16 protein-coding genes and 2 pseudogenes are annotated in these 20325 nt (G+C 68.0%); 5 read left to right on the plus strand and 13 right to left on the minus strand.

Annotated features, from left to right (window positions below):
- Positions 1 to 10 precede the first annotated feature (10 nt).
- Positions 11 to 277, plus strand: a pseudogene (locus tag IE263_RS39915) (DUF6457 domain-containing protein); the annotation flags it as partial.
- 214 nt (positions 278 to 491) lie between these two features.
- On the opposite strand, the gene IE263_RS39920 reads toward IE263_RS39915, so the two are convergent.
- The 6 genes from IE263_RS39920 to IE263_RS39945 all read right to left on the minus strand — a co-directional run bounded on the left by IE263_RS39920 (position 492) and on the right by IE263_RS39945 (position 8852).
- Positions 492 to 1676 carry an IS701 family transposase gene (locus IE263_RS39920; RefSeq protein ID WP_189943006.1) on the minus strand — a complete coding sequence of 395 codons (1185 nt, stop codon included), beginning with the start codon at positions 1674 to 1676 and terminating at the stop codon, positions 492 to 494.
- 53 nt (positions 1677 to 1729) lie between these two features.
- A complete protein-coding gene (locus IE263_RS39925; protein ID WP_189943007.1) occupies positions 1730 to 3487 on the minus strand; it encodes a UvrD-helicase domain-containing protein in 1758 nt (585 codons plus the stop codon).
- A gap of 5 nt (positions 3488 to 3492) precedes the next feature.
- Complete coding sequence (locus IE263_RS39930) at positions 3493 to 5466, minus strand: ATP-dependent nuclease (protein ID WP_229911416.1); 1974 nt, start codon at positions 5464 to 5466, stop codon at positions 3493 to 3495.
- A gap of 570 nt (positions 5467 to 6036) precedes the next feature.
- Positions 6037 to 6591: a NifU family protein gene (locus IE263_RS39935; protein WP_189943008.1), complete on the minus strand. Its 555-nt coding sequence runs from the start codon at positions 6589 to 6591 to the stop codon at positions 6037 to 6039.
- A 9-nt stretch (positions 6592 to 6600) separates the two neighbouring features.
- Positions 6601 to 8550, minus strand: a complete 1950-nt coding sequence (gene feoB, locus IE263_RS39940) for a ferrous iron transporter B (RefSeq protein ID WP_189943009.1) — start codon at positions 8548 to 8550, stop codon at positions 6601 to 6603.
- Positions 8547 to 8852 (minus strand): FeoA family protein, encoded by a 306-nt coding sequence (locus tag IE263_RS39945; RefSeq protein WP_189943010.1) that lies wholly within the window; start codon positions 8850 to 8852, stop codon positions 8547 to 8549. The genes feoB and IE263_RS39945 overlap by 4 nt, the downstream gene beginning before the upstream one ends.
- Before the next feature lie 1061 nt (positions 8853 to 9913).
- Here IE263_RS39945 and epsC point away from each other — a divergent pair.
- From epsC to IE263_RS39965, 4 genes are all read left to right on the plus strand, one after another.
- The gene (epsC, locus tag IE263_RS39950) at positions 9914 to 10501 is read left to right on the plus strand and encodes a serine O-acetyltransferase EpsC (protein ID WP_189943011.1); all 588 of its coding nucleotides are present in this window, start codon (positions 9914 to 9916) and stop codon (positions 10499 to 10501) included.
- Entirely contained in the window at positions 10498 to 11436 is a 939-nt protein-coding gene (gene cysK, locus IE263_RS39955) for a cysteine synthase A (RefSeq protein WP_229911417.1), read from the plus strand. Before epsC ends, cysK begins: the two co-directional genes overlap by 4 nt.
- Positions 11437 to 11674: 238 nt before the next feature.
- Positions 11675 to 12520, plus strand: coding sequence for a class I SAM-dependent methyltransferase (locus IE263_RS39960; RefSeq protein WP_189943012.1), 846 nt, complete (start codon positions 11675 to 11677; stop codon positions 12518 to 12520).
- Positions 12521 to 12533: 13 nt separating this feature from the next.
- Positions 12534 to 12884, plus strand: a complete 351-nt coding sequence (locus IE263_RS39965; RefSeq protein WP_189943013.1) for a cupin domain-containing protein — start codon at positions 12534 to 12536, stop codon at positions 12882 to 12884.
- 29 nt (positions 12885 to 12913) lie between these two features.
- Here the strand turns inward: IE263_RS39965 and IE263_RS39970 are convergent, their stop codons facing one another.
- From IE263_RS39970 to gap, 7 genes and pseudogenes are all read right to left on the minus strand, one after another.
- Positions 12914 to 13615, minus strand: a complete 702-nt coding sequence (locus IE263_RS39970; protein ID WP_189943014.1) for a PE-PGRS family protein — start codon at positions 13613 to 13615, stop codon at positions 12914 to 12916.
- Positions 13616 to 14091: 476 nt separating this feature from the next.
- Positions 14092 to 15084, minus strand: a complete 993-nt coding sequence (locus IE263_RS39975; RefSeq protein WP_189943084.1) for an Acg family FMN-binding oxidoreductase — start codon at positions 15082 to 15084, stop codon at positions 14092 to 14094.
- A gap of 252 nt (positions 15085 to 15336) precedes the next feature.
- Positions 15337 to 15487, minus strand: a pseudogene (locus IE263_RS50380) (type I glyceraldehyde-3-phosphate dehydrogenase); the annotation flags it as partial.
- A 56-nt stretch (positions 15488 to 15543) separates the two neighbouring features.
- Positions 15544 to 17379: an ATP-binding protein gene (locus tag IE263_RS39985; RefSeq protein WP_189943015.1), complete on the minus strand. Its 1836-nt coding sequence runs from the start codon at positions 17377 to 17379 to the stop codon at positions 15544 to 15546.
- Entirely contained in the window at positions 17372 to 17845 is a 474-nt protein-coding gene (locus IE263_RS39990) for an ABC-three component system middle component 2 (protein ID WP_189943016.1), read from the minus strand. Before IE263_RS39990 ends, IE263_RS39985 begins: the two co-directional genes overlap by 8 nt.
- Positions 17842 to 18957, minus strand: a complete 1116-nt coding sequence (locus tag IE263_RS39995; RefSeq protein WP_189943017.1) for an ABC-three component system protein — start codon at positions 18955 to 18957, stop codon at positions 17842 to 17844. The genes IE263_RS39990 and IE263_RS39995 overlap by 4 nt, the downstream gene beginning before the upstream one ends.
- A gap of 264 nt (positions 18958 to 19221) precedes the next feature.
- The gene (gap, locus tag IE263_RS40000; RefSeq protein WP_189943018.1) at positions 19222 to 20250 is read right to left on the minus strand and encodes a type I glyceraldehyde-3-phosphate dehydrogenase; all 1029 of its coding nucleotides are present in this window, start codon (positions 20248 to 20250) and stop codon (positions 19222 to 19224) included.
- Positions 20251 to 20325: the final 75 nt, after the last annotated feature.

Raw genomic sequence — 20325 nt, forward strand, 5'->3', positions numbered from 1 at the left:
CATGGACGACGTACTGAAGGAATGGACGGCCGCCCTCAAGGCCGAGCTGGGCATCGAGCTCGAAGTCGACCGGACGCTGCTCCTCGCCCTCGCGGGCGAGGCCGCTCACGGCGTCGCCCGACCGGCCGCCCCGCTGACGACCTTCTTGGTCGGGTACGCGGCGGGGCAGGCGGGCGGCGGTCCGGACGCGGTGGCCGCCGCAGCTGGGCGTGCCGGAGAACTCGCCGCCCGGTGGGCAAATGAGGCCAGCCCTGGCCCCGCCTCCGGGGCCGCATGACCAGCCCCCACCGTCAGGCACGAGCACCGGGCGGATGGGCAAGTCGCACTAGTACTGCAACGGTGCTTGTTCTGACTGCTGGGCAGTTGTCATGGGCTGTGTCCGTGTCGTTTGTAGTGGCTGATGCGGGCTTGGTGTTGGCGTCGTCGTCGCCAGTGTGACCAGCGCAGGATGTGGTCGGACGGGGTGGGGCGGCGGTTGGCGAGGCGGGTGATCAGGCGTCGGATCTCGGCGAGGCTGAGGTGGATGAGCTGGGGGGATCCGTTTCTGCTTTCTCCGTGTCCAGCTCTCGGGCCCGCAGGACGGTCAGGCAGGCGTGGGCGGCCATGGCCAGGGTCATGTGGCGGTGCCAGCCCGGATAGCGGCGGACCTGGTAGTCGTCCAGGCCGCACTCCTGCTTCGCGGTCTGGAAGCACTCCTCAACGGCCCATCGGCTGCCCGCGATGCGGATCAGCTCGTCCAGCGTGGTGTCGGCCGGGCAGTAGGCGATGTAGTAGGAGATCTCCTCGGGCCTGCTCACGCTGCGGCGGGCGAGAACCCAGTGCCGGCGGTCCTCGCGGTGCCAGGGCCGCACCTCCACGCGGGCCCAGTCGAAGATCCGCCGGCCGTGGGCTCCTTCACCGCACGAGCGGCGTTTCCACTTCTGCCGGGGCAGGCCGGGAAACAGGTCGTGGACGGGGTGGTCGATGGACCAGCGGGTGACGACGGTGTCGTGCCGGGTGGTGGCCATGACGTGGAAGACATCCGCCTGTTCTAGCTCGAACCGCCAGCCCTTGCTGTAGCCGTAGGCAGCATCGGCCGTCACCCATCCGAACGGGATCCGGTCGGTGATGGCCCGGCGGACCATCGCCTTGGCCATGGCCACCTTCGTCTCGAAGGCGACCGTGTCGTCGACGCCCGCCCGGTCGCAGCGTTCCCGGTCGTCCGTCCAGGAGGTGGGCAGATAGAGGCGGCGGTCGATCAGTGTGCGTCCGCGGCCGGTGGCGTAGGCGAGGAACACACCGATCTGGCAGTTCTCGGTGCGTCCCGCGGTGCCGGAGTACTGCCTTTGCACCCCGGCCGAGCGGACGCCCTTCTTCAGAAAGCCGGTGTCGTCGACGATCAGGACAGCCTCGCTGTCTCCGAGGTGTTCGACGACGTAGTCACGTACGTCGTCCAGGACCTCGTCGGCGTCCCACTCGATCCGGTTCAGCAACCGGTGGATGCGATCGGGACCCGCGTGCCCGGCTTCCTCGGCCAGAGTCCAGCCGTTCTTGCGCTCCAGCGGAGCGACCAGGCCTCGCATGTAAGCCAGCGCCGACTGGCGCGGCTCCTCCCGGTTGAACCGGTGGATGAACCGCTCATGCAGAGCGTCCAGTTCACCGGCCCACAGCCTGACATCGTCAAGGTCCCCACCCATAACCACACCAACGACCGACCTGGCCAGCAGTCACGACAAGCACCGTTGCAGTACTAGGTTCTGACATACGGGACGCCCTTGGCGTCGAGCAGTGCCCCCACTCGGGCGACATGCCTGCGGTGGACCGCGCACATCAGCAGTTCCTGGGCCCGAGAGCCAGCCACGTAGAGGACGCGCCGGGCCTCGGTGTCATGACCGCCTTCCCAGTCGTCGAGGACTGTTCGCTCCGTGATGCGATCTACGCGTAGCTTCTCCGGCAGGACGAGCACCACGCCGGGGAACTCCATGCCTTTGACACCGTGCACGGTGGAGAAGCGGATCATTGGGCTGTTGCCGAAGCTGGCGACGCTTGTCCAAGCCCCATCCGACGGAGCCTTGAACAGCTTGCCGAGGTCGCTGGAACTGGGAGGTGCCACGTCGCCCCAGTCCGCGGTCTTCATGAAGTCGCGAACCTCGGCGGCGAACTTCTGTTTGGCCTGGCCCTCGGCATCGAGACTGATCGCCATCCGGACCGCAAACGCCTCCAGCCAGCGCTGCTCGACCCCTGCTTGCTCGCACAACGCATCGAAGCTGTGGTGCTCCGTCCTCTGGTTCACTGTGATGGCTGCCAGAACAGCACGCTGTACCTGATCCACTGCTTTCCGACGAGTCTTCGGATCGGTCTCCCGCGACCTGAGCTTCAGCCCGGCGCTGGCGATGGCGAGGACTCGGCTGCTTCCCACGCTTTCGGGGCTCACCACGCCGGCCGCCTTCATACCGTGGACCTCGGCGTGCGACAGGAGCATCAAATCGTCTGCGGTCAGCTTGTACTGTTCAGCAACGTCCAGAGCAGCGGGCACGATCTGGTCGAGAGACGAGAACTCGATCAAGTGCACCGGAGTTTGGACGATGGAGTTGTCGCCCCGAGCTGTCTCGACGAACTGCCCGGACCTCAACGCACTGTTGAACGCACAAATGGCTGGCGAGCTGCGCCAGTTATCTCTCAGCTCCAGCGGGCCGGGCAGGCTGGTGGCGAACTCCTGAACGGCGGCAGGTGTGGCGCTGCGGAACTCGTAGATCGACTGGTCGATGTCGCCGACCATCACAACGTGCACTCCGCAGTCGCGGAGAAACTCCAGGATGCGCAGCTCCTCGCGACCGCAGTCCTGCGCCTCGTCGACAATCACCTCAGCGAAGCGTGACCGCAACAGCGGAGCGAGGATGGCCCGACCCTCGGCGCTGCCGATCCAGAATTCAGCCAGCACGCGTGCGGCTGCACAACTGACCGTACCTGCTCGCAGGAGGCGTCCAAAGATATAGGCCGCATTGGCCTCCGCCTCTTGCTTACGCTCCGCAAGCATCGTGTGAGCATCCGCATCGCCGAAATCTCGCGGCACTCGGCTCAGATTGAGGTGAGCCCGACCATCTGGGTCAAAGTCGAACCAGCTGAATTCCAGGTCTTTGGTTCTCCCCATGTCGCGAAGGCGGAAGCTCGTGCTGGGCACGTCCCGCCAAGACTGCACATAGTTTGGCTTCTGCTGGTACGCCTTGACGTACAGCGGAGTCACGATGAAGCGGTGAATGAAGGCGTCAAACGTGCCTACGAAATGTGGCGCCTCCAAAGCTTCAGTCTGGTCCCCACACCGTTGCCGCACTTCGTCCACGGCCGTGTTGGTGAACGAGATGAGAGCGACGCCTCGGCGATTTTCCTTGGCAGTCCGCTTCAGGAACCTGGCGACCATGGCGCGGGTCTTACCTGCTCCGGGACAGGCGACAGCGAACAGGCTCTCCTCCGCGTCAACGAGCGCTTGCTGGTCCTCGGTCAAGATCACGGTGCTCAACCTTCACCGCCCGTCGTGTCCTCCAAGACGCCGCGGATGGCGTTTGCCAGGTACTGAGGCGCCTCGAAGGCCGCACCGCTCTGGATCGCGAGGGCCACGTCGTGTGCGAACTCGCCCTTGCTGATGAATTTGTCGTACTTGCAAAGCTTCTGGTAGAAGCCAAAAGCCGGACCCTTGTTATGCCCCAGGATATCTTCCCAGTGGTGCTCCGACTTGCGGTGTTGCTTCAAATAGGCTGCCTTGAGTACTGGTTCGTTTACCTTTGCGGCAAGCAGGTCAGCTTCGAGTGTGTGGGGAGCCTCGGCGACGATCAGGTGGTCAGCAGCACCCATGGCTGAGGCATGGGCAGTGAGTAGTTCTTTCCGGTTGCTCACCTTGGTTCGATTGGCAGCGCGGTCCTCCGCCTCATCGCCCTGTTCAGCAGTTTGTGCTTCAGAGTCACTCTCAGGTTGCCGTTCGGCCTGCTGGCCATCCTTCGTCTTCGGCTTCTTGGGCAGCTCGGGATCCGGGTCGCGGTCGGTCACGACCGTCAGCTGATCGATCAGCCGGCAGCCGTTGACCGTCGAGAGCAGCAAGGTGATGTACGGAGCGAAGTCGACGCTGCCGACATTGATGATCGTGACGCCGTGGAAGTCACGGCGTTGCTTCGCCTGTTCCGCACCCTTGAAGACGCAGTGCCGGGCGATGACCGGGAGGAGGACCGCCTCCGCGATGCCTTCGACGAGGATGACGCGGCGAGCGAAGAGCAAGCCCGCGCGGGTGGCATCCAGGTACTGGTTGATCTTCCGCCGCTCGTCGTCAGTGAGGGCGAGCTTGGCCAGCGGCAGCGACTGGGTCTTCCGGCGAAGGACTTCTCTGTCGTGCCCCTCTTCGTCCTGGACCGTCTCTTTGTCCACGCGCGTGCGCAGGGCCACAACGTTCTCGATGCCCACACTGCTGGCCAGATTCGGCGAGTGTGTGGTCGCGATGACCTGTATGCGCCCCGCCGGCCCCTTCGTGTCGTCCCGCGGAGAGGCTTCAGCCTGCTCCCGCAAGTAGTCCAGGAGCACTGCCTGGAGCTGCGGGTGAAGATGAGCCTCGGGCTCCTCGACGAGGAACAGCGTCAGCTCGGCAACCTGCGCCTTGCGCAACTCCAGGATGACGGTCGCGATGAACAGCAGATTGGCGTAGCCCAGACCCGACTCAGCGAGATCGGCTGGTTCGATCCCGGCTTCGGCCATCTTTACGCGGAGGCTCCGCGCGAGCCGGTGCAGCTCGTACTCGGCAAACGTGACCTCGACGGTCTGGCCCCGCACTGAGTCGGTGAGCTCGCCGAGATGGACCTGTATCTCACTGGTCGTTGAGGTCAGGACGTTGTGGTCTTTGAGTTTCGTCAGCGAGTCGTTGGCGCTCGCACGGAACTCTTCCTGTTCCTCTTCGCTGGTGAGATACCGGATGATCCGCAACAGCCGGCTACCGTCGGACGAGTCGAGCTCCCGCTGGGCGTCGCGCAACGGAGCCAGGTAGACGTGTCCTATCTGCTCGCGCTTCTCCTGCTCGGCGTCTGGGCCACCGACGGGCCCGGCCGTCACACTGGGCCGCATCTGCTGCCGGGCCGGGTCCTTCTTGTAGGTCGTGGTGTAGATCGCTTGGTGCGTGTCAACGTCGAGCGAGGCGATGTAGTGAGCCCGCTGTATCGCCGTCAGCCCGTCGTAGGCGGCTTGGAACTCAGCCTCCTGCGCTTCCCGGCCCCGCGACAGATCGGACTCGTCGAACCACCTTGTGCTACGGCGGTTCAGGGGCGTGGTGGCCAGCCGCAATGATTCGATGACGTTGGACTTGCCGGAGTTGTTCTCACCGACGAGGAGGGTGATACCCGGCCGGAACTCGACCGCTACGTCGTAGCAAGACCGGAAGTTCTTTATCCCTAGCTTGGACAAGTACATGCCGGCTTCCGGCTGTTCCTGACTCTGGCTCTCGCTCTGACTCACCAACACGTCCCCGTAAATTCACGCCTGCCGCTTTATGTAAAAGCGAACATCTACACCATGCGTCGCATAGGCCAACACTTGCGCACTTTGGCACACGATCCTCAAGACGTGTAAGTAGACTAGCCAGTAACACAGCGTGTTCTTCGCCACGTTGAGTGGCGAGGACCTCGCTGCATCCCGAGTTGGGGCCCAACTGGGCGCTTAACGCCTGAGTGTTGGGCCTGTCCAAGAGGGGGCTCGCGCTTGTTCAGCTGTCGAACCTTCGCGTCAGCCGAGCAACTCGCCCTGAACAACGGCCCCACCGCGTACGAGAGTTGGCTGCGTCTGACCACTCCGCGCTCGGCTCCGCCGAATTTGATGCTCCTTTAGTGCTCGCAACACGGTCATGACGCGGGCTTGCTGAGGCGCCGCCAGCAGATGAGGTTGCAGGCCAGGGATACGAATGCGTCGTGGAGTTCGGTGCGGCGTTCCCATCGGCCGAAGCACAGCCCAGTGGCCACGTCGGCGTAGTCAGGGGGACGCCCCGTGGCTGCCGTATCAATCGCTGGGGTCCGGGACGGTCCGGGACGCTCATTGGTCGGCCGGTTTCACCAGTGAGGCGATGTTCCGGACTCCCAGCAGACCGGGCTGGCGTCGGCGCAGTTGGCGCTCCAGACGCTGATGCAGCGTGAACCAGGAGGCAGGGCAGCCGCGGCAAGCGCCGCCGAGGCGGACGGTGACGACGCCGTCGCGTACGCCGACGAGGTCGATCGTGCCGCCATGGGATCGGGCGAAGTCACCCACCTGTCCGGCGAGGACCTCTCGTGCCGCGCCGTACAGCAGCCTGTCGTCATGCCGGTGGTCCGGACCGGCGGCCGGGATCCATCCCGCATGGTCGTCGAGGGCGGCATGCAGCGCGGTGCGGACCCGGGCGCCCTCCTCTCGCCAGGTGCGGTCCGCGCCGAGACAGGTGACGACGGCCGTGAATTCCAACGTGATCCGGGCGAGGGTGCCGTCGGCCAGCAGGGCAGCCAGAGGTGCGGGCACCTCGGCGAGTGGGCCGATGGTGGTGAGGGTTCCAGCGGGGACGATCCAGCGCAGCCGATCGGGTCGGCCGGGGACTTGTTGGGGGTGTATGGGGATCATCAGGTCTGCTCACCCGCCCAGCAGGACGGTGGCCGTTCGAGCCAGATAGGCCATCAGCCAGGCCAGGACCGTCAGGTAGGTGAAGGCGATCGTCGGCCATCTCCAAGTGCCGGTCTCGCGGCGCAGGACCGCCACCGTGGCCATGCACTGCAGCGCGTACACGAAGTAGATCAGCAGCGCGGCGATGGTGGGCGCCGTGAACACCGGCTCGCCGGCGCGCGGCCCGTCAGAGTAGGTCATGGCCCCCAGCGCCCGCGCCGGCTGTTCGGGGTCCTCGGCGGATGCGACCTGTCCGAGGGTGGCGACGAAGGTCTCGCGGGCGGCCTGGGCGGACAGTACGCCGACGTTGATGCGCCAGTCGAAGCCCAGCGGGTCGAAGACGGGGGCGACCAGTCGGCCCAGGTCGGCGGCGTAGCTGTGGTCGACGGTGTAGGCGGACACGGCGACGGAGTCGGTGGTGTCAACGCCGGCCGCGCGCAGCTGCGCGTCCGTGTGCAGGGGCAGGTTCAGCAGCAGCCACAGCACGACGCTGGTGGCGATGATGACGGTCGAGCACTTGTGCAGGAAGGCGCGCGCGGAGGACCACATCGCCACCAGCACCGCACGCGGGGCGGGCAGCCGGTAGGGCGGCAGCTCCATGAAGAACGGCATCGCCTGCCCGCGGCGGTCCCCGATCGTCTTGAACACCCAGGCGGCCAGCATCGCCGAGACCGCGCCCAGCAGGTACAGGCCGAACATGACCAGGCCCTGCGCGCCGAACGGGCCGACCGTGACGGAGGGGTCGATCAGCAGGCCGATGAGCAGCACGTAGACCGGCAGCCGCGCCGAGCAGGTCATCAGCGGGGCGGCCATCATCGTGGCCAGGCGGTCCCGGGCCGAGGGCAGGGTGCGGGTGGCCATGATGCCGGGGATCGCGCAGGCGAACGACGACAGCAGCGCCACGAAGGCCCGGCCCTCCAGACCGAAGCGGGCCATCACCCGGTCCATCAGGAAGGCCGCTCGCGCCATGTATCCCACGCCCTCCAGCAGAGCCAGGAGCAGGAACAGCAGCACGATCTGCGGGACGAACACCAGCACGCCGCCGACACCGCCGATGAGGGCATCGCCCAGCAGCCCGGACAGCCACGGACTGCTGACGTGGGCGTCGACCTGGCCCGACAGCCATGTGAACAGCGACTCCAACCCGTCCTGCAACGGGGCGGCCAGGGTGAAGACGGTCTGGAAGAACAGCATCATCACCGCGAAGAAGACCGCTGTTCCCCACAGCGGATGCAGCAGCACCGCATCGATGCGCTGGGTGACCCGATGGCGCTCCGGGGGCCGGTAGCCGGCGAAGGCGAGGACCGACTCCGCCCAGGCGTCCCGCTCTCCCGGCTCGGTGGGCGGTGGCACAGCCGGAGCAGGCCAAGCGCGCCACGTGGTGAGCTGCTCGCGCAACTGCCCGATGCCCACCCCACGGTGGCCGACCACGGGCAGCACCAGCACGCCGAGCGCCTGCCTCAACGCGTCGATATCCAGGCGGCCCTGACGGCGGGCCAGTTCGTCGGTGAAGGTCACCACGACACAGGCCGGCAGCCCGCGGGCCAGGACCTGGGCGACGAACCCGAGGGAGCGCCGCAGCGTGGTGGCGTCCGCCACGACCAGCAGCGCGTCCGGCCGGTCGGCGCCCTCGAGTCGTCCGTCCAGCACGTCGACCGTGATCTGCTCGTCCGGGCTGATCGGCTCCAGGCCATAGGTGCCCGGCAGGTCCTCGACCAAGTGCCGGTGCCGGCCGGTCCGGGCGGTCCCGACGTAGCGGGACACGGTCACCCCGGGGTAGTTGCCGGTCTTGGCATGCAGGCCCGTAAGGCCGTTGAAGACGCTGGTCTTGCCCGAGTTGGGGGCGCCGACCAGGGCGATCCGCGGCGCCTCGGTGAGGGTCGCGTCCGCGCCGCCCTCGTCGTGGCAGCTCGCGCTCACCGCTCCGCCTCGGTCACGTGCACGCACTCCGCCTGCGCGCGGCGCAGGCACACCTCGTAGTCCCTGACCCGGTAGAGGACCGGCTCACGCAGTGGCGCCCGGCGTACCACCTCCACGACCGCTCCAGGGGTGAAGCGGAGGTCGTGCAATCGGCGGGCGACAGTGAGCTCCCCGTCAGCGACGACGCAGAGCACGACGGCTCGGGCACCGGGTGCCAGATCCGCCAGAGAGAGCGGTACGGCATCGATGACGGTGGTCCCCCGGCCGCCTGCTTCCTCGAACACCCCATCAGTGCCACTCATGTGCGTCTCCACCACATCGCGCCGGGCAGATCCGCCCAGCAAAAGATCACCAACAAGGTGAAGTTAGCCTTACCTGTGTGCGGGAGACCTGGGGCTTGTGGCCCTCAGGCATGGGCCCCTTGGCCCCATCAACCCGGACCACGTGGCCCACAGCAGCGAGCCGACTCTCAGACGGGCGGGCGCACGTCAGGTTGAGGTACGCGACGGGATACAGAACGGTCTCGGCGGCGCGAGGTGGGGCAGCAGAAGGCTGTTGCAGCAGGCGACCAGCCCGAAGCGAAGCTTGTGGGCGGCGCCCGTGCCGCGACGCACAGCGCCCCGTCGCAGCGGTCACGGGCCGAGTTGCCGCAGGCGGGCGTAGCCGCACCATCGCCCAGCGTCCCGGGGGGCGCGTCCGGCCGCCCGGGACGGGTATGGCAGGCGGCCGGACGATGACCGAGCGGGGAGGAACACCGCTTCCAACTGCGGCCTCTGGAAAGGAGAACGCGCAGCCAGCAGTTGGAGGCGGCGGTCCGTGGCTCCTCCCGTTCGGTTCCGGGAGACAGCATCGCTTGACCCGGGAAGGGGGTGCTCGGGCCGAACGGCCCCTTTTCCGCGGGCCGTAGGTCCCGCACCACGAGCGACGATCGTGACCGTCCGGCCCATCCACACCAGGCGCTTCGGACCGGGCGCCACATCGAGAGCGGGCCGTAGCGTTCCCAGACATGGACAACGGCACGACCGCGGTGGCTTCGGAAGCCCACGACGAGGGGGCACGTCGACTCGTCACACGGCAGGGAGCGGCGCGATGTCATAACTCCGGGTTCCGGCACCTGTCCTGTGCCGCACGTGCGGAGGACTTCCCCTCCCCTGCCTCTTCGACGTGAGGCTGCACCGGCCCGCGGCGGGCTGCACGGACCGCTGGCAGGCGCCTGTGCAGCCGTCACGGCGGTGACCAACCGTCGTCGACCCCAGCCCAACACCCCTCCGCCCCGCAGCCGGCACGTCCCGTCGAGCACGGCGTGCCACCCGACACCACGCCCACCGGCTACATGCCGCGCCCGGCCCACAGAAAGACGCGCATGATCCTCGAAGATCTCCGAACGGCCTGCCGCAAGGACCCGGCCCTGCACGGTGTCCACGTGGTCGAAGTCCTGCTGTACCCCGGCCTGTGGGCGATCTGGGCCCACCGGCTCGCCCACAAGCTGTACCAGCTCGGCGTGCCACTGCTGCCCCGTCTGCTGTCCCAACTCGCCCGCGCGCTGACCGGCATCGAGATCCACCCGGGTGCGGTCATCGGCCGTCGCTGCTTCATCGACCACGGCATGGGCGTCGTCATCGGCGAGACCGCAGTCCTGGGCGACGACGTGATGCTGTATCACCGCGTCACCCTGGGCGGCACCGGCTGGTGGACCGACGCGAAGGCCGCCAAGCGGCATCCCACCATCGGCGACCGGGTGGTCCTCGGCGTCGGCGCCACCGTCCTCGGCCCCGTGCACGTCGGCCACGACGCGATCGTCGGCGCGCACGCCCTGGTTCTGCGCGACGTCCCCGCCCACTCCTGCGTCCGGACCGCACATGCCGCCTCCGTCACCCATCTTCCTGACACAGCAACGACACTCCACGCCGGGGTCCTCACCCCCTCGGACGAGAAAGAAGGACGACCATGACGGCGACAGGCCCCTCGTTCATGCCGTCGATCACGGCGCTGATAGGCCGCACCCCCCTGGTGGCGCTGCGCCGCTACGGCGCGGACCTGCCCGTGCGCCTGGTGGCCAAGCTGGAGTCCGCCAACCCCGGCGGCAGCGTCAAGGACCGCATCGCCCTGGCGATGATCGAGGACGCCGAGGCCACCGGCGCGCTCCGGCCCGGGCAAGGCATCGTCGAACCGACCAGCGGCAACACCGGCATCGGCCTGGCCATGGTGGCCGCCGCCAAGGGCTACCCGGTCACCTTCACCATGCCCGAGAGCATGAGCACCGAGCGGCGCGCCCTGCTGCGCGCCTACGGAGCCGAACTGATCCTGACCCCAGCCGCCGAGGGCATGACCGGCGCCGTCGCCCACGCCACCGAACTCGCCGAGCGCCACGGCTGGTTCATGCCGCAGCAGTTCCGCAACCCGGCCAACCCCGACGCCCACCGCCGCACCACCGCCCAGGAGATCTGGCACGACACCACGGGCCAGGTCGACATCCTGGTGGCCGGCGTCGGCACCGGCGGCACCGTCACGGGCGTCGGCCAGGTCCTCAAGGAGAAGAACCCCGACATCACCGTGGTGGCCGTGGAACCGGCGGAGTCGGCCGTCCTGTCCGGCGGCTCCCCCGGCCCGCACCGCATCCAGGGCCTCGGCGCCGGCTTCGTCCCCGACGTCCTCGACACCGAGGTCTACGACACCGTGCAGCGCGTCTCCGCACCCCAGGCCCGCACCGAGGCCCGCCGCCTGGCCCGCACCGAGGGCATCCTCACCGGAATCTCCGGCGGAGCCGCCCTCCACGCAGCCACCGCCCTCGCCCACTACCCACAGCACAAGGGCGCCCTGATCGTCGTCGTCCTGCCCGACACCGGGGAGCGTTACCTCAGCACGGACCTGTTCTACGACGAGTAGGAGCAGCGCGCAGCTGGAAAGACCATGAACCGCGCGGATCGCGGGAGCCCACACTCTCGCCGCTTATGCGGGGTGATCCCGCTGGTCCTCCGGAGGCGCCTCCGGCCGTGCGCAAGCCGAGTGCTGTGACGGGCCCACTGGACCCCTCAATCGGGACGTTCGGCCCCCGCACCCAGCCACCCCTTCGAGTTAGGTTCCCCTAAGTAACACCGATGCAGGCAGAGAGTGAGGCACGAATATGGCATCGACGGACCATCCGGCCCTGCAGAAGAACATCCCCATTCCGGGCGAGGGACTGGACGCCGCCCGCATGCCCGGCCACTGGCTGCTGGCCCGCCTGGGCAAGCGCGTACTGCGCCCCGGCGGTGTGGAGCTGACCCGGTGGATGCTGGACGCCCTGGGCGTGGACCCGGAAGACCGGGTCGTGGAGCTGGCCGCCGGACTCGGAGCCACCGCCCGGCTGACCCTCGCCCGCCGCCCGGCCGCCTACACCGCAGTCGACCGCGACGCCACCGCCGTAGCCGCACTCAGCGCCCTCACCGCCCCGGGCCCGACCCAGGTGCGCGCCGTACGGTCGGACGCCGCGGACACCCGGTTGCCGGACGGCGACGCCACCGTCGTGTACGGCGAGGCGATGCTGACCATGCAGCCCGAACCCGCCAAGCGGCGCATCGTACGGGAAGCACGCCGCCTCCTCGACGACTCCACCGGCCGGTACGCCATCCACGAACTGTGCCTGCTGCCCGACGACCTCGACCCGGCCCTCGCCGAGCGCATCACCGCGGACCTGCAAGACGCCATCCACGTCGGCGCCCGCCCCCTGACCCCCACCGGCTGGAGTGAACTCCTCGCCGACGAGGGCTTCACCGTCACCGCCCACAAGACGGCACCGATGGCACTGCTCGAACCACGCCGGCTCGTCGCCGACGAGGGGCTGGTCCCCGCGCTGCGCATCGCCGGACGGGCACTGCGCAACCCAGCTGCCCTGCGCCGTGTGCTGCACATGCGCCGCGTATTCCAACGCCACAGCACCCATCTGGGCGCGATCAGTCTGCTCGCCGTCCCCACCCCGCCCCAGCCCTGAGGAGGAACCCCTCATGACCGCCACCGTGATCACCGACCTGGCCGCCGAACTGACCGTTCCCGATGACGGCACCCTCAGCCGCGTCCTGTACCGCGACGACCGCCTGCGCGTGGTCGGCTTCGCGTTCGCCGCCGGCCAGGAGCTGACCGAGCACACCTCGGCCCTTCCCGTGGTCATCCAGGTCGTCAAAGGCCGTCTCGACCTCGTCCTGGGCGAGGAGAAGACGGAAGCGACGCCCGGGAGTTGGATCCACCTGCCCGCGCGGCTGCCGCACACCGTGCGCGCCACCGAGCCCAGCGTCATGCTGCTGACCATGCTGCCCGTCCCGGAGTCGTCCGGATCCGGGGTGCCTTCCGCGGCATGACCGACGTCCGGCCGTGCGTGCTGCCCTGATCAGCGCACCAGCGCCGCTGCCACCATGGGTGGCAGCACGTCGCACAGGTCGGTGACCTGAACGTGGCCGGCGTGGCGCTCGGTGAACTGCGCGACGGAGACGTCCAGGGAGCCGAAGGACTCCTCGAACACGCGGCGCGCGTGCGGGGTGCGGTCCAGCGCCCAGGCCGCCGTCGCCCTGGACGTACGCAGGAACCGGCCGGGCTCGGGCCCCACGACGAACAGCTCAGCGCGACGGCCCGTGCGGTCGGCGGCAAGCATGACCAGGTCCTTGAACGTCTGCCGCTTGCGCATGGCGTCCGCGCCGCGCCACCGCGCGAGTTTGAACTCCGCCACGCGCCGGTCCGTCTCCAGGTCGAACGGCCGGTGCGGGTCGTTGCCGGCGGCAAGCGAAGGACGTACGGCGATCTCCTCCCCGTCCTCCAGGACATGGGGCAGTGCCAGCACGATCCCGGCCGCGTGGATGAGGTCGTTCAGCCGGCCGAGGCTCTCGCGCACGGTCAGGGCCGCCATCATCAGTTCAGGACCGATACCCCGGGCGGCGGCCATGTCACCGACCTCCCTGGCGGGTCTGCCCGTCAGGTCCCGCTCCAGTGAGGCGATGGCCGCGGTCAACGGCTCGGCGCCCAGGAAGTCCGCCAACAGCGCCACAGCGTCGCCCAGTTGAGGAGCACCCATGCCATCGCCCGCTTCGTCTGTCATGAACGGCATTGTGCCCTGCGGCGCTTCGGCAGCCAGTCGGGCCCAGCCGACCCCTGTTCGGGCTACTCGGCGAACACGGTGTCGTAGAACCGCGCTGTGATCTCGGCCAGAGCTCCACAAACGGCGGGCAGGGTGGTCCGGACGACCGTGGCCGACTCGGGTGAAAGCATGGATCTCCTCGGCAGCGGAGGTGGGCAAGGAGGACCGAGCTCACGACAGTGGCCGGGCCGCGACTGTCGCACAGCTTGGCGCATCAGCCTTCACAGTGGCCCTGTCGGCTCAGAACCGGCCGGACACCCTGCGGGCCCGATCGTCGGCCCGGTCGCCGCGTGGCACCAGTCCGGACGCCTCTGCCGGCCCAGCTGCATCGGAATGTCGGCCTCGTTTTCGAACGTGTCACCAGCGTCCGCAGAGGCAAACACCCCACTGGGAGTTCCGTGCCCGTCGCGCCCCTCGCCTACCGGCCCGTGACGCAGTCAGGTGATCTCGAGAACGTCCCGTACGGGGCGGCGAGGCGTTGCAGGGCCTCGCGGGCCGTAGCCGAGACGCAGCACCATCTGCACCTGCCCGGTGCCCGATGCCGGGTCACGGGCCAGCAGGCGCAGCTCGGGCTCTTCCAGGGCGTGAGAGGTCAGTGAGGTCGCCAGGTCGGCCAGAGTGGCCTCCAGCAGGACGCGTTCCAGTGCCTGCCCGGCGCGCAGCCACTCGGCAGGGCCCTCGCCGCGGGTGCTCAGCAGGGCCAGGTGCGGGGTGTACTCGAAGGCGGTGGTGCCACGGTCGGCCACCGGACGCCGTCCAGCGAAGTCCCGCACAGGCGCCTTGCCGTTGCGTTTCCGCGGCCCAAAAGCGTACTCGGGCACGCCGTCGACGGCGGTGTCCGCCTCCGGTCCGAGCCGGGTCCAGCGAACCAGGTCCTCATTGGCACCGGGGTCCATGAGGTCGCGGCTCTCGGCGTCGTGGACCAGGTCGAGCACGGTCTCGGCATGCCAGGGGCCGGGGAAGAGCAGGGCGGCTCCCTCCTGCACTGCGGCGTCCTGCAAGGCGGCGCGCACGTCCTCGGGAATGTCCTTCTCGGCGAAGGGATGGCGGCTTGTGTGCCGCTGCCGGATCGCCGGATGCAGCCGCGCCAGGTCCTCGTCCCGCACACCGCCGACCGGGTCAGCCAGATGGACGGCGGCAAGCAGCAGTGGGTCGTCGGGCTCGGGCAGCAGAGTCGTCTCCGGGACGAGGTCCGCGTGTGCCGCAGCGACGCGCAGGTTGAGCAGCGCTGCCCCGCAGCCGATGTGAAGTGCCCGGTTGTCGGGATCGGACCGGGGCATGGCCCGCCTGGGGTCGGCATACAGCAGCACAACACGCTCGTCGGTCCGGTAGTGGAAGCGCCATGGCTGCGCGTTGTGCATGGACGGGGCCGCGGTGGCTTCGGCCACCAGTGTGGTCACCGTCTTCTCATCGAGTGGTCGCGAAGCCATGACATCCTCCTCCCACGTCGCCCAGGCGACGCAGATCCGAACCACCGGGTACCCCGGAGAGCGGTTGCGGGCACGACTGCGACCGCGGTGCTCGGTCCGCGCACGACGGCCGGATGCCACCCGCCGGAATCGCTTGGTCCCGCGGCCCTCCGCGCTTCCTACGTGCGCCCTACCTCCAGACACCATGGGCACAAGGGGACACGCAAGGTCCCCATCGTCCCCCGGCTGGGTCCGATCGGCCCTCCTGCATGCGGTCACCGGACGGTCCGGGACGACACTCAGGTCGGTCAGCGAGCCGTCCTTCACCGACGCCGTCCAAGGTGCCGGCCAGCTCCGGCAGGAGCAGCCCGACGGCGCGAGCGGCGCCCGTGCTGGTGGGGATGATGTTCACAGTGGCGCTGCGGCCCGGCCAACTGCAGCATGGTCCGCGACGCCAGGGGCTGCCGGAACGGCGCACTGTCAGGACACGGAGTGGGCACTGCTGGGACGCGCAGGGAAGAAACCTGGGCGGTCTCCGCTACCACTGAAAGTAATGACTCGCGCACCCTCGATAACGTCGGGTGGCGGAGTCGCGTTTTCAACGATGATCGCCTGGCCGGGGAAGGCGAGGAAAGAGCGGTAGAAGTGGTCTATCACGTTCGGGGGGATACGGTCGGCGTCATAATCCGGCTCCTTGTAGGTCACCAGAGGGGAGTCCAGGACGAGGAATCCCAGGTGAGGGAGCCTGCGATCCAGGCAGTAGCGGGCAAGGGCGATAGAGAAGGCGGCGTGAAGCAGGGCCCGCATGCCCCTGCCATGGCCTGCGCGAGTGGTCCCGCCCGCGCTCACGTCCCCACCGTAGGGGTCGTAGCCGGCATCCTCGACATCAGGGATGCGCCAGGAGTCCAGGACGCGCTGCAAGACCTGATCGAAGGAGGTCAGGATCCTGCCTGCGATGAGGGCTTCGGCACGCTTGGCGGGCACCGCTCCCTCGGAGACCAGCTGGGCACGGTGCTCGTCCAGTTCGTCCAGCCGGGCCCGCAGTTCCAGGTCCCGCTCGATGCGCAGTCGTTCGGCGACGACTTCGCGCAGCCCCTCGTTCAGGGGGGCCAACCGTGCCTCGATCTGTGCCAGGGCGTTGTCCGCCTCGTCTACCTGGCGTGTCAAGTCAGCGCGGTGTTGCGCCAATTCGTCGCGCTGGGCTTCCAGGTCCGAGATGGTCAGCTGGAGATCGGCTAGCAGGGTGTGGGTCTTGGTGGACTCGACGATCACGGCCTCATGTAGCTGGGTGGTCTCCTGAACGCCGTGCTGGGGGTGTTGGTGCTCAGGCTCAGCCCCGCAGAAGACGCAGCGCCCGACCTGGAAGTAGCCCAAGAGGTTCCCGGCCTCACTGACCATCTCCAGGCGGGCCAGGTCCGACTGGTACTGCTGGCGCAGGATTCCGAACCGTCCTAGCAGGTCCAAGACCTCGCCAAGGCGGTTCTCCGACTCCGCTACTTTCTCGGCTAGTTGAGCACGGGCGGCGACGGCACGGGCCTGCTGTTCGGACTCGCGGGCCAGGGAGCGGGCCATGTCTTCCAACGTGCCCTCTAACCGCGCCAGCTGCTGCTGCAACTCGGCCGGGGTCTGGTCGCGGGAGAGTTTGGCGTACAGGTCCAGGACCAGCGAGTCGATCAGGTTGATCTTGCTCCTCTGGATGCGCCGTTGGGCCGCGTTGGGGAGCTTGGCCGCTGGGGGCTCATCCTCGCCGGTCAGCAGCAGCTTCATGACCGAGCGTGCGGAGGTCCTGGCCGCCGTGCCGCGAGTGCGCTGCGACGGAGGGGTCGGATCGATCATTCGGGTGTCAGTGACAACGGCAAGGTGGGTTAGATCGGCGAGTTTGAGCAGTTCGGTATTGCCGGCCTCGTTGGTGCGGATGTAGCTGTCGTCGAGACCCACCTTGCTGAGCAGAAAGTGCGAGATATCGCGACGACTGCGGATCCTGCGGGCCGACACGACGGCATCGGGGGTGGCGTGGACCAGGTTCCGCAAGTCGGCATGGTGCACGTAGATGCTCTTTCCACCGGGCTTGCGCACCAGCGTCAGGGGGGTCCCATCGGGCAGCAGCAGGCCGAGCAGGATCTGGCTGTACCCAGCAGCCCGCGGGATGGACGGGCGCACGTGACCACCGAGCATGTAGTCGATGGAGTCGACGATGAACGTCTTACCGGTGTTGGAGGATCCATAGATCACAGTGAACTTGGGGTCGAAGTCCACTCTGGCGGTTGGCAGCCCTGAGCCGGCGTACGTCAGATGCGTGAGGGTGAGGCTACCCATGACCGACCCCCAGGTGGCGCGTGCCGGCGGTGAAGTCGTCGTGCCAGCGCGCCGTGATGCTGCGAGTGGCTTCCGCAGCGTCCATGTTCGACGCGTACTGCTCGACGGCCCACTGCGCGCGCTCACGTAGCTCACCGACGTATGGGGCTTCCAGGATCCCCACAAATCCGGAACCGCGCTTCGTAGCCTGGTAAACCAGCCCATCGCCGGTCGCCGCGACCTGCGCGAGGCCGGCGCGCATCAGGACCTCAAGGCCCTCCTGGATCAGACGGCGTTTCATGCCTAGCTCGCCCGGCTGGGCGGGCAGTTGCGGATGGAGACTCGGTGGACCGTCGAGCTGGCCGCTGTGCAGCATGGCGTGATCGAGTACCACGAGCCAGGACAGGTCCAGCGGGTCAGGATAGCTGCGCGCCAGCAGCACTAACGCCCGTATCCCCACCTCGACCGGGCTGTTGAGCGGATTCACCAGGAACCTCCCGTGCACCACGTCAACTTGTCCTCGTTCGCCAGCTGGTGACACATTCCCTTGCGCTGACTGTTACGGAAGTGGGACGCCAACAGAGAGCCGCTGATGTTCAACTGCCCGGAAGCCTGTAGTACCGCCTGTAACCGCTCCCAACCGGACGGGAAGTCCCTGACAGCCACCTCGATCAGGTTGTCCAGCACATCGTCCTGCAATTCCTGGTAGGCGTCCCCCGGCACGCTCTCCCGCGCGTACATGCGCAGGGACTCGGCGTCGAAGAAGGCCACACGCTGCCTTCCCAGATGCTGCCCCGAGGCCGGGTGCTCGAAAGCATCCTTGACGGTCGCGATCTGCGCGCCGAACTTCTCCTGGTAAACGTCCAGGAGCCGCTTCAGGTAGCGCGCCTCGTTGACGCCGGGGACGGGCGGCGGGATCAGCTTGACGGGTTCGCCCGTGGGAGGGAGGTTGAAACGGGACGCGAACAGCGGCGACTTGCTGTACACCTCCAAGACCTCGTCCAGGTTCACGGTCCAGAACATCGAGAAGTCCGTGCGGGCCGCCAGTTCCCGTACAGCGTGACGGGTCTCGGGTGTCAGCGCGGCGACCGGCCGCGTACGTCCGTCCATGTAGGAGAGGAACCGTCTCTTCAACTCGGCCGGCGTCAGCACGGTGTCCTTCAGGCGCGAGTGGATCCTGGGCGCCACGAAGATGTACTTGGTGGGAAGGGTCCTGGTCGTCTCCACAGCCGCCGCGAAAGGTTTGATCATCTCCGGCAGCGCGTCGTCGAGCGTCAGGCCATCGGAGTAGTGCTTGCACTGGTAGCAGTGCCACTCGCCGTTCAGCCTCTGTTCGCTCATGAAGGCCACTACATCGGCGCCGCGGTCGTTGGTCCCACCGATGATTTCGACGCCGAGATAGCCGAACTCGTCCTTTCGCATGCGGACCCACTCGCAGGTGAACTGCTCCCACTGGTCCGCCTCCCAGTAGAAGACCTGCTGCAGCGGTGTTCGCGTGTCGAACCGGTTGTGCGACACCACCGACGGCGGGGGCACGTACTGCGACACGGCTATGCCCTCTGCGCCCATCCCACCGCCGTCCTGCGGTAGTTCGTCCACCCCTACCCCCCACGAGCAGCCCCCCATGCAAACGCAGTGCCCACTCCTACCATCGGAAATCGTTCATGAACAGGCCACAATTCCGACTTGCTTCGGCATTCGCCGGCGCGCCGACCAGCTGCGCCCTGCTCACAGTCCTGGCCCGGCCGCCCTGCCCAGTGATCATCAGTACGGACGCGGACAGACCAACGTTTTCGCGACACACAACGGCTGGCGGCCGCCGTTCGAAGGCGGGCTGCCAGCCGCGTGCCGGTGAAGTGCTCGTCAGCTTTGCGAAAGCCGGGCGGCGACGTACTCGGTGAGGTCGAGCAGCCGGTTGGTGTAGCCCCACTCGTTGTCGTACCAACCGAAGACCTTGACCAGTTCGCCGTGTGCCTGGGTGAGTGGTGCGTCCAGGACGCAGGAGGCGGGGTCGCCGACGACGTCGCGGGAGACGATGGGGGCGTCGGAGACCCGCAGGATGCCCTTCAGCGGACCGTCGGCGGCCTCCCGGAAGGCGGCGTTGACCTCGTCCGCCGTCACGGGCCTCTCCAGGACCACGCTCAGGTCGGTCAGGGAGCCGTCCTCGACGGGGACGCGTACCGCGATGCCGTCGAGGGTTCCGGCCAGTTCCGGCAGGACGAGGCCGACCGCGCGGGCCGCGCCGGTGGACGTGGGGATGATGTTGACGGCGGCGCTGCGGCCGCGCCGCAGGTCCTTGTGCGGGCCGTCGAGGACGACCTGGTCGTTGGTGTAGCCGTGGATGGTGGTCATCAGGCCCTTGACCAGGCCGAAATGCTCGTCGAGCACCTTCACCATGGGCGCCACGCAGTTGGTGGTGCACGAGGCGTTGGAGACGACGTGGTCCCGCTCCGGGTCGTAGGTGCCCTCGTTGACGCCCATCACGACGGTGGCGTCAACGCCCTTGCCCGGCACGGACAGCAGCACCTTGCGCGCTCCGGCCGCCAGGTGCAGGCCGGCCTGTTCGCGGGTGCGGAAGCGGCCGGTGGACTCGATGACGATGTCCACGCCGAGATCGCCCCAGGCCAGCGCGGCGGGGTCGCGTTCGGCGGTGACGGCGATGCGGTGTCCGTCGACGGTGATCGAGTCGTCGTCGTGCTCCACGGTGCGGCCGATGCGGCCGTACGTCGAGTCGTACGCCAGCAGATGGGCCAGTGCGGTCGGCGAGGTGATGTCGTTGATCGCCACGACCTCCACCGGTGTGCCGGTCCCGGTCTCCACGCGCTCCAGCACCAAGCGCAGGTAGTTGCGTCCGATGCGGCCGAAGCCGTTGATTCCCACGCGCACGCTCATGTTTGTCGCCCTCCCGATCGATCCGCGTCTGTATGCGCTGCCAGCCTTCCGGCCGGGGATGCGATTGGGCTTGGG

This window comes from Streptomyces aurantiogriseus (assembly GCF_014649375.1).
Lineage (GTDB): Bacteria > Actinomycetota > Actinomycetes > Streptomycetales > Streptomycetaceae > Streptomyces > Streptomyces aurantiogriseus.